The sequence below is a fragment of the Psychrobacter sp. AOP7-B1-25 genome, from assembly GCF_052376195.1.
Lineage (GTDB): Bacteria > Pseudomonadota > Gammaproteobacteria > Pseudomonadales > Moraxellaceae > Psychrobacter.
Genome location: NZ_JBQSVK010000010.1, coordinates 14,711 through 31,634, shown reverse-complemented (window position 1 = coordinate 31,634; position 16,924 = coordinate 14,711). Strand labels below are relative to the sequence as shown.

The following is a 16,924-nucleotide window of genomic DNA, read 5'->3' as shown; positions in this document are numbered from 1 at the left end:
AGCCATTAATTATATTATTATGAGTTTCAGGATATCGTTATGACCGTCAAAGCAAAAACTCAACGCACAGTTAAGCAAAGGTTTTTTACTGCAATGGCAACTTTAGGATTAGTAACTGCTACTATCCAGCCTACTTTTGCAGCTATAGAAATTGATGAGACTGATTTCGGACCTTCATACGAAACGATGGTAGTCGATACAGTTGTCGGTAAACCACTCCAGCTTGCAAATGCTGTGGTTGGAACAGCAGCTTATATCGTAAGTTTACCTTTCTCGCTGATTGGTCGCAATGCAGATCAAGCACAACAAAAGCTGTTTGTTGAACCATGGGATGCTATGGGACGCTGTTTAGGTTGTACCGTTGCAGAAGATAACTATTACAAGTCACAAGTTGTTGATAAGAATGTGGTACGTATCGTTGTTGATCAACCATCAGAAATTTTGATTAACACTAATGATTATGTAGTGGTCACGCCATAGACTATTATTTTTGACCGTTTTCTCAACAAGTTAATAAATATCAGTTTATGAGCAGACATAAAAAAGGCTAACTTTACGTTAGCCTTTTTTGTTGCTTCATTTTAGTATCACTAAAACATTAAGCACCTTTTTTACCACGACCATGACGCTTACGCTCACTTTCAGTTAAATAGCGTTTACGAATACGTACTGCTTTTGGTGTTACTTCGACTAGCTCATCGTCTTGAATGAATTCAAGCGCTTGCTCAAGAGTGAATTTCACTGCCGGCGTCAATGTCAAAGCTTCATCAGTACCACTAGCACGTACGTTGGTTAGCTGCTTAGCAGTTGTTGGGTTGACAGTCATATCGTCGTTACGAGAGTTAAGACCAACAATCATACCTTCATACACTTCAAGCTGTGGCTCAGCAAATAACTTACCACGTTTCTGTAGGTTAAACAGAGCAAAGCCTAGGCAAGTACCGTTCGCCATAGAAATCAATACACCGTTAGAACGACCACCAACATCACCGATCTTCTGCGGACCATAATGTGAGAAGCTTGATGTCATAATACCGCTACCTGAAGTCAGGGTTAAGAACTCAGAACGGAAACCGATCAAGCCACGCGCTGGTATCGTCGCTTCAATACGCATACGACCCTTACCATCAAGTTCCATGTTAGTCATTTCGCCTTTGCGTAGACCAACTTGCTCCATGATAGAACCTTGATGCTCTTCTTCAATATCGAAGACAACATTTTCATACGGCTCTTGTAGTTTACCATCAACTTCTTTTACGATAACCTCTGGGCCTGATACGCCCATCTCGAAACCTTCGCGGCGCATGTTTTCGATAAGTACTGATAGATGAAGCTCACCACGACCTGATACTTTGAATTTATCAGGAGACTCTGTGTCTTCTACACGCAATGCCACATTATGAATCAACTCACGCTCAAGACGCTCACGGATATTACGCGAGGTTACAAACTTACCATCACGACCAGCGAACGGTGAATTGTTTACTTGGAAATTCATCGAAACAGTTGGCTGATCAACCGTTAGCGGTGGTAGTGCTTCAACATTGTTAGGATCACAAATAGTATCTGAGATGTTTAATGCATCAATACCTGTGATACAAACAATATCACCTGCTTGTGCATCTTCAACATCAATACGATCAAGACCATGGTAACCCATGATTTTCAAAATACGACCGTTACGTGTCTTACCATGCTTATCAATGATGGTTACAGGCGTATTAAGTTTAACTTTACCACGTTGAATACGGCCAACACCGATAACACCAACAAAACTATTATAATCAAGACTTGAAATTTGCATACGGAACGGAGCATCAGCATCCACCTGTGGAGGCTGCACAACATCAACAATAGTTTTGAACAATGGCGTCATATCATCAGCCAAATCATCTGCTTCTAAACCCGCAATACCATTCAATGCTGACGCATAAACAACTGGAAAATCAAGCTGCTCATCGTTTGCACCAAGATTATCAAACAAATCAAAAATTTGATCCATTACCCAGTCAGGACGTGAGCCAGGACGGTCAATTTTGTTGATAACAACGATCGGCTTTAGACCTTGTTCAAATGCTTTTTGTGTCACAAAACGAGTCTGAGGCATTGGACCATCAACAGCGTCAACAACCAAAAGTACGCAGTCAACCATAGACATTACACGCTCAACTTCGCCACCGAAATCGGCGTGACCTGGAGTGTCAACAATGTTGATACGGTATTCAGTATCTGAAGACTGATCCGTCCAGCGGATAGCAGTGTTTTTAGCCAAAATGGTAATACCACGTTCTTGCTCAATATCACCTGAGTCCATTGCACGCTCAGCAATGTTTGCACGGTCGCCAAAAGTACCAGACTGATGTAATAACTTATCAACCAAAGTTGTCTTACCGTGGTCAACGTGGGCAATAATCGCAATGTTACGCAGGTGTTTGATATCGTTCGCCATATAAAATGCTCGTTTCGTCTTAAAAAAATGCAGTAGCAGTAAGCGCTGCTGAATAAATTTTTATCATCAATCAGATAGATATTGAATCTAAGATGACGCAAAAAACAATGCTATCAAATAAAAATTTCAATACAATCAAATATCTATACTGACGAATTCATCATACAGATAGCTATGCTAATGTACAAACTGTTAACTTACAGGTTGTTTGGGTGGCTAGTATAACATTATTGATTCATAAATTTATGTAATAACTCACTTTTCTCAATACATAAATAAAAAAAAGCCACCCATTGGGCGGCTTTTTTTGTAACTAAATATTTAACTATACAGTTATTTGGCTAATACTTACTGAACAACCATATCTTTAGTTTGTTCAACAGTCATTGTTTTGTCACCAGTGATGATGGCGTAAACACGACGGTTCATAGCACGACCTTCTTCGGTGTTGTTATCAGCGATTGGTTGGTCATAACCGTAACCAACAGTTGATAGACGGTTTGGAGCGATACCGAATTCGTTAGTTAGCATAGATTTGACAGCAACGGCACGAGCTTCAGATAGACGTTGGTTATAACGTGCTGAAGGACCAGTCTTAGAAGCATGACCTTCTACGCGAGCTGTAGAGTTAGGATACTCACGCATCTTCTCTGCTACTTTAGCGATTTCTGGCTTATACTGGTTTTTGATAGCTGATTTATCGTTATCAAAGAATACACGTAGTTCCATTTTCAGTTCATCAGTAATATCTACTGGTACTGGGCAACCGCGCTCATCAACTACCACGTTCATTGGAGTGCCTGGGCATGCATCGATGCTATCAGGTACGCCGTCACCGTCAGAATCAAGATCAGCTTCAACAATAACTACTGGAGTATTGTCAACTACTGGCTCTTGCATAGGTGGTACTGCTACTGTAGGTGCTAGATGGCCACCTAGTACTACTTCTAGGCCGGCCAATGCCATGCCTTCCCACCAGTTGTTGTCAAAGTTGTGAATCGCACGAGCTTCACCACGTAGGCTTAGCGCGTCATTGATGCGATACATAGCACCTAGACCTAGGTTACCGATAGTGTCTTTAGAGTTTGATACTTCAGTACCAGCAGCAACTACTTCACCGTCAGAATTAGTATATTGTTCTTGGTTTTCTACTTTGATTTTAGATTGACCAGCACCTACTAATACGTATGGCTTAAGTGCGTTGTCAGTATAACCAGTGAACTCTTCAGTACCGATCAAGAAGTTACCCGAAATCATTTCTTGTTCGATGTCAAAGCGGTTAACGCCTGCATCAGCTGAATCTTCAGAAGCTTCACCGTTTGCATCAGATACGCCATACTCTACTTGGAACTGAGTAGAAGGAGTAAGTTCGATACCTAGAGCTGCACCAGTATATAAGCTGCTTTCTTTTGCTACGCCACCATTGCTGTTACCACGGCTACCATCACCGATAACGTTGCCGTTAGCGTCTACATATAGGTCTTTACCAGTAGTAAGAACTTCACGCTGCTTGTCAGATGTATCACTGAATTCTTCAGTCATGTGATAACCAAGTAACAATGGGCTAATAGTAACACCGGCATTAGCTGCCATCGGTGCAGCCGCTACAGCAACAAGGGCTAGAGCTATTTTATTCAATTTCATGGACTTCCTCCAAAGGATAATTTTAGTGATGCATCAAGCAAAACCGATTTCAAGACGTACTAAGATAAACATCTCTTACGCATTTTAAGTTACAAAGCAAAACCAATTAAGGAGTAGCTTAGCGATTATTAATTCAGTTTACAACTTTTTTCGTTAACCAGCTACACATTATTACACGATAATGTTGTAACTAAAACACAATAAACATTCTAAGTTACCCAGAACTAACACACCTTACGCTTTTTATCTTTTGTATGTCAGTTTGTGATAGGTGAATAGTCTATTGATAGCTATTTTCTTGAAGCATTTTATTACAATTAGAACTTTTTCTCTATTACTAATGTTGTTCTTTCACTAATTGAAACATTTTTTGACAGTCGCTATATATTCCATATATATTGTAAGAAACCAATTTTCTTCTGAAAATCAATCAATTAGCAATTACATTTGTTTTATATACAGTTAAATGAGAGAAAACAGAAAAAGTTTAGACAATTGGTGCGTTCTAAAGATAGTTAACACAAGGATGTGTGAAATGTTGTTTTATTTGAACGACAGACAGCTATAGGATGTAGCGCTTTATGAACTTATTTAATCAGATACTGGCCAGTTGCAAAAGAATAGTCACGTTTATTCTTTACATGTTTATTCTTAGAAAAGGTAGGTATAGAGTTGAGAAGTTTTTGGCCATTGCATATAGGTTACTCAATGAACTATTCAAGTTAGTCGATTATAGGAGATCATCCCTTCAGAATAATAATATTTTAAGTATTAAACAATCAAATGGCTTCACTCTCGTTGAGCTGGTTGTGACGACCGTGGTATTAGGAGTTACCGCAGCTATTGCGGTGCCAAGTATCTTAACGCACTTAGCGCGTATGGAAGCGCAACGTGTCAAGCATCAGTTAGAGAACACCTTATCATTGGCGAGAGCCGAAAGTTATATAAGTCGACAAGATGTCTTAGTTTGCTTATCGAATGACGCAAAGCAATGTCATAGGAATAGTGATAAAACGCTTTTGTTATTTGTAGATAAAAATAACAATAAGCATTTTGATTCTCAAGTGGACATTTTATTAACTCAGCAATCCTTAAACCTAAGATATAGTACAGTGAAGTTAAGAGTTGGCGGTAGGCGTCACTATACTAAATTTTGGGGTGATAGTGGTAGACCGCGAGGGCACTTCGGCCATATAAAATACTGCCCTACCTCTTCTTATAACAAGTCAATGTATCAAATCTCTTTTAACCAATCAGGCATCGTCAAACATAAACTTAACGTAGACCATCCTACGAAATGTAATGGGTAATAGATGCCATACACGTAAACCTACTTATACATGGCCTCTTTCATCATTATCACTGCGCTCTCTAGTCCTACAAATACAGCGTCTGCAATAAGTGCATGACCGATATTTAATTCATATATACCATCAATTTTTGCAATGGCATTAACATTGTCACACGTTAAACCATGACCTGCGTTAATAAGCAATTTATCATCTAGGCTCTGTGCTGTAGCTACTGCTTGTTCAATTCTTTTAAGTTCAGCCAACTGTACATCATTATCATTTGCTAATCCTGCTTCGGCATAAGCACCGGTATGCAACTCTATCGCGTCCGCATTACACTCAACGGCAGCTGCAATCTGCTTGTCATCAGGATCAATAAACAAAGAAACCTTAATATTAGAGTCTTGCAGTTTATGAACATATTCTTTTAGAAACGTGACTTGCCCTGCAACATCAAGACCACCTTCTGTCGTTAACTCTGCACGCTTTTCAGGTACTAAACATACCCAAAAAGGTTTAACTTCGCAGGCAATTGTGAGCATCTCATCCGTCGCCGCCATCTCTAGATTCATTCTCGTCGACAACTGCCCTGCCATTTCATAAACATCTGCATCTTGTATATGACGACGGTCTTCACGTAAATGTATAGTAATACCATCTGCCCCTGCCTTTTCGCACAATAATGCAGCAGCCAATGGACTTGGATAATTCACACCGCGCGCTTGACGCAATGTTGCTACGTGATCAATATTCACGCCTAACAAAGGTTTTTTTGAATTGTTTTCAGATGAGGTAGATACAGAGATACTCATAAAAAATCCTTTGGGCAATTAAGCCTAGCTTATATAGTTGATATTAAGATAATAGTTGAGACTGAAACTATTGATAACGCTGCTGCTGCTGCCATAATAGACGGCTTTGTAGGGGCTGATAATCAAGTAAATGGTCAATAAGATGTCGATGCAGTTTTGACCAATGATTCAGCGTCTGCTCAGTAATACCTAAGCGTGCCATTTCTATAATATCTGCACCCTTAAAAACAGTCTGTCCAGAATCACTGGCTAAATGCTCAGACTCTTCATTATGTACTAGTACAGGGAGCAGGCCTACATCCGGTAAAAAACGGTAAATACAATCAGATTCGATGGGGTCTTCAACGCTGTCATGCATTAACGTTAAGGTAAATCCTAACTCGGTAAATAAATGCTGCTCAAACTGACGTAGACAAAGACGAAGCTCATTATTGCTCAGAGGTTGCTTGAGTTGTTGTAGACTGATTTGATAATGCTGCCACAATACTGGCATTGGATCTTCAGTAGGTAACAGCCGCCACAATATCTCATTTATATATAGTGCGGCATACTGATGTTGACCGCTAATATTAGCGTAAGGCGCTGCTTCCAATATAGTAGGTATACTGTCTTTTTGAACGCTGTCTTTTTGAACACGGTCAGTTTGAGCCGTATCTTGCGAAGCAATATTAATTTGACTAAATGTTTTTAGATCGCGTTTGCCAGTAGCAAAAAGCTGTAACGGCATAAACAGTGGAGCGCCTTTTTTCCCAACACCATGTATCACGCCATGTTGTTGAGAAAAAAGATAATACAAAGCGCGTTTTTCCTGATAAGGACGCTGATGCAATAAATACCCGACGAGCGCTTCATTACGCATTTTTTATTACCTAAATATAGTAAAGGCAGACAGTGCTTTTGAAGCGTTCGTTCTTAACCGCTATCAATAGCCCAAACTGGTCAATGCACGCTCGTCATCAGACCAACCACGTTTCACTTTGACCCATAGTGTTAACATAATTTTTTTACCAAACAACTGCTCCATATCTTTACGAGCATCCATACCAACTTGTTTGATACGCTGGCCCTTGTCACCGATAACGATGGCTTTTTGACCACCACGTTCAACATAGATAGTCGCATCGATGAAAGTACAAGCTTTGCGTGGACGCCCTGTTTTTGGATCAGTATGTGCCGGTTCGTCTTTAAACTCATCAATCTGTACCGTTAAATCATATGGCACTTCATCACCCGCACTACGCATGATTTTTTCGCGAATGATTTCACTGGCTAAAAAACGCTCAGAGCGATCAGTGATTTGTTCTGTGTCATAAATAGGCGCAGCAACTGGTAAATGTGAGGCAATCACTTCTTGCAGACGATCTAAGTTTTGGTTTTTGAGTGCAGATACGGGAACGATATCAGCAAAATCGAAACTATCGTTGAAAGTTTCAATAAGCGGTAACACGCTGCCTTTATCTTTTAAGGTATCTGATTTATTGATAACCAATACAACCGTTAAATCGGTCTCGCCAAGCTTTTGCAAGGTTAATAGGTCATCATCACGCCATTGATCTGAGTCAACGACAAACAACACTAAGTCAACATCTACTAATGCTGATACCGCCGCCTTATTCATACGTTCGTTAATAGCACGCACTTCGTTATGATGAATACCTGGTGTATCGACAAACACAGCTTGCATTTCATGGTTTGACAAAATGCCATGAATACGATGACGGGTAGTTTGTGGTTTGCGTGAAGTGATAGAGAGTTTTTGACCTAATAAGTGATTCATCAAAGTTGACTTGCCCACATTTGGACGTCCAACAATAGCGACGTAACCTGCTCTAAAATCATCAGCCATACGAGTATTGCCACTTGGGGCAAAAAACTCTTCAATTGCCATATCATTATCTACTGCGACATCTGCTGCATCAGTGGCTTTGATAGTATTTTGGCTTGAGTCCATATCTGTATTTTCACCCAAGTTTTGAGTGCTATCTTCATTGTTTGATGGCAAATCAGTATGATTGCTCATAAGTTAATCCTATAGGGTTTGTGACTAGCCGAACAGTCTTGGATGCTAAATTTATTTAGCATTCATTAGAAAAGGGCTAGAAACATTTAAAGTTTTGAAATAAATAATATGTGAGGTAGTTTTGATACGTGTTTGCCAAATGTAAGCTCATTTAAACCGTTACTCTGAAACCAAAATGCATTAATAGACATCAGCTATACACGTTTTTTGGCTGATCCTGGCAGTTTGTGTAGTTGGTTGATCATAAGCTCTGCTGCTTTTTGTTCAGCGATACGGCGGCTTTCACCGGATTCAGTAATATCAGGGCAGTTATTAATATTAACATGGCAGCGCACGACGAAAATTTGATGCGGTGCGTTACCACGCGTTTCCATAAGCTCGTAGTTGGGTAAGTCAAACTGCTTAGATTGTAGCCACTCTTGCAGCCGACTTTTCGCATCTTTCAGCGCTTTTTGGTCATTGACATTATCAATCAGATCACCATACCAAGAAAGAACACAATTACGAGTAATGTCCATATCTTGACTATCTAAATAGATAGCACCAATCAGAGACTCTACAGCATCCGCCAGTATAGAGGCGCGATTACGACCACCACCTTTTCGCTCACCTACCCCTAATATCAGATGATTAGACAGCTCTAAGTTTTGGGCAATAATAACCAATGACTCTTGGCGTACCAATGTCGCACGCATACGCGTTAATCGACCTTCGTTTTGGCTAGGATAGCGATGATATAACGCTTCACCCACAATCATCCCTAAAAGGGCGTCACCTAGAAACTCTAGACGCTCATAGTTCTTTTTACTATCGAACGAGCGATGCGTTAGTGCAAGTTTAGGAAGACCTAAGTTATCGAACTCATAGCCTAACTTACGCGTTAATACGGCTAATCGCTGAATAAATTCTGAGCTAACAACAGGCGTATCAATAGACGTACTATTTTTTCGGGAAGTAGGAACCGCTTGGGAATGGTGCGAAGTTGGTTTCATGCGTGGTTTATGGTTATCCCTTCTGCTTGACAGATTTGATTTAATAATATTGTTTAATATATTTTATGAAATAATGAAAGCGATACGTCGTACTATTATAGCTTACTCTGCTGTTGCCATTTCGATGTTACCTTCGAAACGGTTAACAATATCGACATTGCTAAAAAAGTTGTTAGTTACTGCATATTCTTTATAAATAGCCAATCGGCCTGTTTTTTTATCCGTAAAAGTAAACACATCTTCTGCTTTGGTATCATAGTCAGCATTAATAGATAACTGTTTATTGACACGTTCGACAAATTGCTTAGCTGTCTCGTTGTTATTATTAGCTTCTTTTAGCTGTGCACTTAATACCTTGGTCAGTTGATAGTCACCAATTTGAGCCGGTACGATAGCTACTATCAATTTAGTCGCAATACCCAAAAGCATAATAATGAGAACAATATTTGTCACACTGGCGCCACGCTGCATAGCCAAACCAGATAATTGCTGCATTACGATATCCTTCTAAAGATAAATGACTATGTTGAATAAGCCTCTAAATAACAAATAGCTATTTATTAGGTAGCAACGATATTAGCATAAAACCATTATTGATGAATCAACTGATGAATAATCTTAATTGATAGCACCATTACGTTCAAAGGTAGGTAGATTTAAGCCAGGTGGTTTATGCATCCAGATATAGACTGCTTTACCCGCTAGGTTTTCATCAGGAACAAAACCCCAAAACCTACCATCAGCGCTACGATCACGGTTGTCACCCATCACAAAATACTGACCTTCTGGCACGTTAATACGCCATTCCGTACCCTCTGATTCGACCACCTCTGGTGACTGTTGCTGCAAAAATGGGGCGTATTGCGAGCTGTTCATACCGTCTAGGTAACGTACGAGATGCTTGTTGTTACCTTGTATTTCTTCAAAATATTGTGCCGTGTCTTCTTCCTGCTGACCCATTGCAGAAGCACTCTCTTCTGTCAGTACTTGACCTGGGGCAACCTGTCCTGGTAAATATAGCTGCGAAGTCAATTCAGCATTTGCCGCAAAGTCTACAGACTTAGTCTCAACAGGCACATCGTTAATAGAAAGTGTACCTTGGTTATAACTTACCGTGTCGCCAGGCAGTCCAATAACACGTTTAATATAATAAATGCTCGGGTTTTCAGGATAGCGAAACACTGCCACATCACCATGCTCAGGCTCACCAGTATCTAGCACCTTATTATAAGTTAGCGGCAGACGCACGCCGTAAGCATACTTATTGACGGCAATAAAGTCGCCCGTATATAACGTCGGCACCATAGAGGATGATGGGATATTAAATGGCTCAATCAAAAATGAGCGTACTATTAATACCACTGCTAGCACAGGGAAAAAGTCATAAGCCCAGCGAACTAGTAAGCCTTCTTGACCTCGACCACGAGTCTTGCGCTGTTTAAGCGCTAGCTTGTCTAACAGCCAAACAATTCCTAGAACTATAGTTAACGGCACTAAAATTAAATTGAAATCAAAATCCATACCAAATTGCCTATTAACGAGCGGCTTATCTAACATCTTTATGATAAGACTCACTACATTTGACTGTTATCTACAATGACTATCTTAGAGTCCAATAATTAGCTATCAACTTGCAACACGGCTAAGAAGGCTTCCTGTGGGATTTCCACATTACCTACTTGCTTCATGCGCTTTTTACCTGCTTTTTGCTTAGACAGTAGTTTTTTCTTACGTGATACATCGCCACCATAGCATTTCGCTAGTACATCTTTACGCATGGCTTTTACCGTACTACGACCAATAATTTGACTACCGATAGCCGCTTGGATGGCAACATCAAACATCTGACGTGGAATCAATTCTTTCATCTTCGTGACCAGTGCATTACCACGATAACGTGCTTGGGTTTCGTGCACAATCATCGCTAAGGCATCAACTTTGTCACCATTGATTAGTACATCGACTCTTACTAATTTATCAGCTTGATAACGCTCGAAGTTATAGTCAAGCGATGCAAAACCTCGTGAAACTGACTTCAGGCGATCAAAGAAATCCATGACCACCTCGCCCATTGGGATATCAAATATCAGCTGTACTTGTCGACCCATAAAGCGCATATCAACTTGAACGCCGCGACGCTCAATACACATTGTCATTACATTACCTAGGTACTCTTGCGGTACTAGGATTTGACAACGGGCAATTGGCTCACGGAACTCTTCAATATTGTTTGGCTCAGGTAGATGTGATGGGTTATCTACATAGATCACATCGCCATTCTTTTTCTCAATTTCATAGATAACTGAGGGTGCCGTAGTAATCAAATCCAGATCATATTCGCGCTCTAAACGCTCTTGAATAATCTCCATATGCAGCATACCTAAGAAGCCACAACGAAAACCGAAACCAAGCGCATCTGACGTATCTGGCTCAAAAAACAGCGAAGCATCATTGATTTGCAGCTTTTGCAAAGCTTCACGGAATTTTTCAAAATCATTGGCATCAACAGGGAACATACCTGAATAAACTTGAGGAGTGATCTGTTTAAAACCTGGAATACGATCAACATCAGGCGTTTTAGAATGAGTAATGGTATCGCCCACTGGTGCGCCAGCAATGTCTTTAATACCAGCAATAATAAAGCCCACTTCACCAGCTTCTAAAATACCTGTATCGACAGGCTTGGGTGTAAATACACCGATAGAGCTTACTGGGTGTGCTTCTTTGGTCGATTTAATATAAATTTTATCGCCCTTTCTTACCGTCCCTTGACGTACACGCACCAATGAAACCACGCCCAGATAGCTATCAAACCATGAGTCAATAATTAAAGCTTGCAACGGTGCGTCACGTTCACCAGTTGGTGCTGGAATAAACTCGACCAAAGCCTCTAGCAGCTTATCGACACCTAGGCCAGACTTAGCTGATACACGCGGTGCGTCAACGGCATCAATACCAATGATATCTTCAATTTCTTGAATAACACGCTCTGGTTCTACTTGTGGTAAGTCAATTTTATTAAGTACGGCCATTACTTCTAGGCCTTCATCTACTGCCGTATAACAGTTTGCTACTGACTGTGCTTCCACACCTTGAGCAGCGTCAACAACCAATAGCGCGCCTTCGCATGCTGCTAAAGAACGTGATACTTCGTAAGAAAAATCAACGTGGCCAGGCGTATCAATGAAATTAAGCTGATAACGCTCACCGTTTGGGTGGTCATAGAACAGTGTTACTGACTGTGCTTTGATAGTGATACCACGCTCACGCTCAATATCCATTGAGTCGAGCACCTGCGCCTGCATCTCGCGATCTTGCAAGGCACCGCACATTTGAATAAAACGATCGGCAAGCGTCGACTTACCATGATCAATGTGGGCAATGATTGAAAAGTTACGAATATTGGCTAATGCAGTCACAAAGCGCCTACTAAATTAAAGGTGATAGAATAATAAAACTTAAAAATAAATACTGTCAGATGCAATAGATAATGTACTTGTACTTTGTTGAAAGTTAACAGCTATAACCAGCCAATTCGGCTATTACTGCTGTCTGAAATCCATAGCCAAGCACATTAGCTCTTATGCAAAGACATAAAAGAGTATTCTAGCAGTTTTCCACTGCAAAGTAAGGCGATTTTGTTAGAAGAGATGTGACTTGCAGATGAAATAGTAAGCTAAAAAAGTAAAAGCAAGAAGTAGCACGCTCGTTGTACCTCACTTATTTCTGTAGAGACCATTTTAATTATCACAAAATAGCTACTATGAACCTCTATAAAGAAAACAAGCAGCTATGTTTAATTGGTTCAAGAAATATTTACATCTGTTGTTTCACTGCCAGTTTGATACAGATATTTATACATCCACGGCGATTTGCCATAAAAAGCGCCATTTATCTGAGTCTGCTCTATTAGATATTCACGAAACCTTAAATAAAACTCGTTGTCTGGGCTCTTAGGCTGCTGCCAAAATTCATCAAGCGGCTTTTGATCTGTTAGCTTAGGAATATCATAAATTGCGCGACCCATCACCTTAGTCGGTTTCTTATGATAGACCGACTGCAAGCCTGTCGTACTATTAATCGTCACCATACCAATACTGTACTTCATCAATGTTGGCAGGTGCATATCACAACCATAGAAAACACGATGAGACACTTGATAACGTTCAGCTAGGCTAGCTACCAGCTCCCGATAGTCTCTATGACCCCGATCTAGTGGATGATGCTTAAACACGAGTAACTGTTTTTGTTTAGCGAACTTTGCAAAGCTTGCGATAGACTCATCAATGAACTGTACCACATCACGATAATCACTATGATGCGTAATCTGTGAGTCGTTATGCACTTGCAAGCTGATCAAGAAGTAGTTATTACTTTCTTGCTTGGTCAGCCTCTTCTGCAAGTGTTTATCTGGTAGATATCCTCGAATTTTCCGCCACGGTGCCTTCAACCAGGCAATCGCTTCTTGCCAAGCAGTCATACCTCGATAGTGCGAATAATGGGGATAGCGATTTTTATAAACCCAAGTAATAATGTAATAGGCGATGGCGGCGATACTTAAGCGATAAAATCGATTGTGCGTGTACAAAGGCTGATCATTGGCTTTCTTAAGTGCTTTAATCTCGGCAGTGTTTAGACGTGAATAACCGTTAATCCCATGTTCTTGTAAGGTAATATAATCAGGACGCAAATACCCTTCTTCAAAGACAAAGAATGAAACACCCAACCTTTCACTAATACATGCCGCTTGGGTATGATGTGGTCGACAATCACCAAAGCATACAATCGCATCAATATCATGCTCTTGGATAAATACCTGCAACCAAGAAGAAAATTGCGCTAATGTATTGGTATATTCGTAAGTATTATCGTGATGATAAAAAAAGGCATCGCCCGCATTGAAATTGATTTTGCTCACTTTAATGTCTTGTGTTTGCAAGAATGACGAAAAGCGATTAAAAAACCCACCCATTTTCCCTTGTAGTAGCAAGACATGACGATGAGTAAGCAAGTGAGACATCGAAGCTGCCATAGTACTGGACTACCATTAAATGAAAAAGTAAGAGATAAAAATGAGAAAGGTCGTGCAGTCATGCGAAGATACGTAACGTAAAAATGATTATACCGAAAATGCACCTATTTGTCGCAATGCAATTATATGGCGCTCTTCTGATAAATTAGCGAGATATTTTGCGTAGTTGCTGTTGCCATCGATGACGCTGTTGCATAAAGCGTATGGTCGCATGACGTCTCAACTTTGTAGATAAAGACAAAGTCTTAGCTGAATTGTTTGAAGTATGAGTTATTTCGGGCTCTGACTTCTCATTTCTCTCAAGCAAATGTAAATCTTTTGGAGGGTATAAATAATCGATCACTTGCTCTACTTGTGCTAATCCATAGCCATCAGGTAAGCGATACAACGGGTAGCATATAAGCGCGCCATATATTAGCTGTTCAAGAGACAAAGGTATATCTCGTTCACGCCTTTTTAGATAGTTGGCTTTAGGTAATAACTTCTCATCAATATCTGTGGTCAACCCCCAACCTGCATAAAATGGCAGACCATAACAGGTAACGTCCAGTCCACGTAGCAATGCTTCAAAACCAGTCAGTGAGCTGATCGTATGAACCTCATCCACCCATTCTAAGCAATCAGGCATCGCCGTATCATAGGCTACTGCTTGAACTAGTTGTAGATGGGATTCTGATACCTTACCTGCTCGCAATCCTGCCTCAACATCAGGATGCGGTTTATAAATCAAATAGGCATCTGGGTTATCTTCTCGTACACGTTCAATCAAACCACTATTTGTCTTTATTGTGGAGCCGCAGTATTGTACTGATAAATCATCCTCTACCTGACCGATAACAAGAACGCGGCGTCTCCCAGATATTTTGGCATCCTGCATCCACGAATTATTTTGGATGCTAGCAATATCTATATCCATCCCAACATTGTATTTACTTACCCGCTGAGTAAGTAGTTTATCCTGCAATTTTTTTACGCGAAGACGCTGTTCAGAACTCAGTGGTGGACAATTTTGCAGCAATATTTCTAAATCTGAAGGCTGAGTCGCATCGTAATAAATACCTTGTTTGTCTATCACAACAGACAGTGGTGCCAGTAAAGTAGCGCCTAGACCGTTTGATCGGATAAACCCATCTTCCATACAATAAATAGCTGGTATATCCAAGCTTTGCTCAGCAAGTTTACCCTGTAGCTTTTTTTGTACTTGCTGACGTTTGGCCAAACCCCATACCAATAAAGGCTGTTGAAAATTGACACGGAAATGGTCTGGGTGTAACAAGTTTTTTAGACGCGGTTTTGGTTTAATAAATAATGTCGTACGTGGTAAGTCGGTGAAAGCTCTTACAAACGGTAGCTTCCAACGGCTAAATTCATATACCGTCAAATCGCCTTCAAGGTGCCCTTGCCAACGCCGATTGGTCACCAACCACTCAATGGCTGCATCTATGTCACAAGCTTGTTTCGTTGCCGGATCTACATAACGACTATAATCAATATAAGCACTATAAAATAATGCTTCCAGTGTCGTTTGAAGTGTCTTATGCGACGTTATAGGAAACAGTGCTGAGTTCGATAAGTTCCTATTGCTTATGAATATCTCAGCTGATGCTAAACGACGTTTTTGAACTGTTTTAAGTAGGTTTTTAGGTGCATTAGTGTCATCAGTTAATCCCCATCCACTATACCAACTGACCCCAAAGCAATGTACTCTTTTGCCTAACATCAATGCTTCAAAGCCCATATGTGAACTGACGGTATAGACATCGCCTACTTGTTTAAGCAGCTCAATAGGATTTAGGGATTGAGTCAACAACCTAACGTTTTTAGGTAGTTTTAAGTTGGATAAATATCCTAATTTTGACGCGGGATGAGCCTTTATCCAGATGTGGCCGTTAGGATGATTGCGACATGCAGATTTTAACATCTTTTTAAACTGACGTTTATTTGCACCAGCACCTTTAACAGAGGCATCGCCAGCTACTTGATCAATCAATAAGACATGTGGTTTTGAAGCGTTTTCTTTTTCGTTAATCTTTTCTTCATCAATCAATTTATCCAACGACGGACAATCAATTATGGAATTATATTTGCTAAGTTTTTTCTCGCATATACGCGCCATCAAATGACGAGCACGTGTCTTGTCTGCTGTACGATCGCTACTAGTACTCTTGGTACGCTCAACAATCAGCTGCTCAAGGCGCGAGTGGCGCGTCATATCAAAGTAAATGCCAATGTCATCGACAACCACGCTCAAGCCATGGCGACTACTAATACCTGAATCCAATGAACGCAAAAATCCATCTTCAATACTTAAGGTATTCACGTCCTGACGGATTGCAGCTTTATCAGCTCGTTGGAAGCTTTTCTTGTGCCCCCACCCAATAAATGCATCAGGTTGTGGTTTTTTCTTGCCATTTATTAGGTTTTGTTGCAAACCTGACCAAGGATACCAGCGCTGAATGTCGGCTTGTAGCACTTGCGAGAGTAGCAAGTTATTGCGACACATACCTTTACCAATCACTGCCAGTTGCTTTGGCGATTGATACTGTGACGAAGGCGAAAGTAGCGCATGATCAGAGGTAGACATAGTAGATACCTTGACTTCATTCGCTACTTCTTTTGCCATATCTTTAATACCTTTATTCGTTAATTTTGGTTAAATCTGTTCAGCCGACATCGTTACATC

13 protein-coding genes are annotated in these 16,924 nt (G+C 40.5%); 2 read left to right on the top strand and 11 right to left on the bottom strand.

The window, feature by feature from the left end; all coding sequences use genetic code 11:
- The first annotated feature begins 39 nt into the window (after nt 1-39).
- Nucleotides 40-480 carry a hypothetical protein gene (locus ACT3QR_RS09305; RefSeq protein WP_444521072.1) on the top strand — a complete coding sequence of 147 codons (441 nt, stop codon included), beginning with the start codon at nt 40-42 and terminating at the stop codon, nt 478-480.
- A gap of 118 nt (nt 481-598) precedes the next feature.
- On the opposite strand, the gene typA is transcribed toward ACT3QR_RS09305, so the two are convergent.
- Nucleotides 599-2,449 carry a translational GTPase TypA gene (gene typA, locus ACT3QR_RS09300; RefSeq protein WP_444521071.1) on the bottom strand — a complete coding sequence of 617 codons (1,851 nt, stop codon included), beginning with the start codon at nt 2,447-2,449 and terminating at the stop codon, nt 599-601.
- Between the two features lie 348 nt (nt 2,450-2,797).
- Nucleotides 2,798-4,093, bottom strand: coding sequence for an OmpA family protein (locus tag ACT3QR_RS09295; RefSeq protein WP_444521070.1), 1,296 nt, complete (start codon nt 4,091-4,093; stop codon nt 2,798-2,800).
- Nucleotides 4,094-4,674: 581 nt separating this feature from the next.
- On the opposite strand from ACT3QR_RS09295, the gene ACT3QR_RS09290 reads away from it, so the two are divergent.
- Entirely contained in the window at nt 4,675-5,403 is a 729-nt protein-coding gene (locus ACT3QR_RS09290; RefSeq protein WP_444521069.1) for a GspH/FimT family protein, read from the top strand.
- Nucleotides 5,404-5,423: 20 nt separating this feature from the next.
- Here ACT3QR_RS09290 and ACT3QR_RS09285 read toward each other — a convergent pair whose 3' ends face one another.
- The 9 genes from ACT3QR_RS09285 to ACT3QR_RS09245 all read right to left on the bottom strand — a co-directional run bounded on the left by ACT3QR_RS09285 (nt 5,424) and on the right by ACT3QR_RS09245 (nt 16,864).
- Nucleotides 5,424-6,197, bottom strand: coding sequence for a pyridoxine 5'-phosphate synthase (locus ACT3QR_RS09285; RefSeq protein ID WP_444521068.1), 774 nt, complete (start codon nt 6,195-6,197; stop codon nt 5,424-5,426).
- 67 nt (nt 6,198-6,264) lie between these two features.
- Entirely contained in the window at nt 6,265-7,056 is a 792-nt protein-coding gene (recO, locus tag ACT3QR_RS09280) for a DNA repair protein RecO (RefSeq protein WP_444521067.1), read from the bottom strand.
- Nucleotides 7,057-7,119: 63 nt separating this feature from the next.
- Nucleotides 7,120-8,085 carry a GTPase Era gene (era, locus tag ACT3QR_RS09275; protein ID WP_444521119.1) on the bottom strand — a complete coding sequence of 322 codons (966 nt, stop codon included), beginning with the start codon at nt 8,083-8,085 and terminating at the stop codon, nt 7,120-7,122.
- A 326-nt stretch (nt 8,086-8,411) separates the two neighbouring features.
- Nucleotides 8,412-9,209, bottom strand: a complete 798-nt coding sequence (gene rnc / locus ACT3QR_RS09270) for a ribonuclease III (RefSeq protein WP_444521066.1) — start codon at nt 9,207-9,209, stop codon at nt 8,412-8,414.
- A gap of 102 nt (nt 9,210-9,311) precedes the next feature.
- Nucleotides 9,312-9,704, bottom strand: a complete 393-nt coding sequence (locus ACT3QR_RS09265; RefSeq protein ID WP_444521065.1) for a DUF4845 domain-containing protein — start codon at nt 9,702-9,704, stop codon at nt 9,312-9,314.
- 123 nt (nt 9,705-9,827) lie between these two features.
- Nucleotides 9,828-10,730 carry a signal peptidase I gene (gene lepB / locus ACT3QR_RS09260; protein ID WP_444521064.1) on the bottom strand — a complete coding sequence of 301 codons (903 nt, stop codon included), beginning with the start codon at nt 10,728-10,730 and terminating at the stop codon, nt 9,828-9,830.
- A gap of 98 nt (nt 10,731-10,828) precedes the next feature.
- The gene (lepA, locus tag ACT3QR_RS09255) at nt 10,829-12,628 is read right to left on the bottom strand and encodes a translation elongation factor 4 (protein ID WP_444521063.1); all 1,800 of its coding nucleotides are present in this window, start codon (nt 12,626-12,628) and stop codon (nt 10,829-10,831) included.
- A 386-nt stretch (nt 12,629-13,014) separates the two neighbouring features.
- On the bottom strand, nt 13,015-14,241 hold the full coding sequence (locus ACT3QR_RS09250) for a capsule biosynthesis protein (RefSeq protein WP_444521062.1): 1,227 nt from the start codon (nt 14,239-14,241) through the stop codon (nt 13,015-13,017).
- A gap of 145 nt (nt 14,242-14,386) precedes the next feature.
- Complete coding sequence (locus tag ACT3QR_RS09245) at nt 14,387-16,864, bottom strand: capsular polysaccharide biosynthesis protein (protein WP_444521061.1); 2,478 nt, start codon at nt 16,862-16,864, stop codon at nt 14,387-14,389.
- Nucleotides 16,865-16,924: the final 60 nt, after the last annotated feature.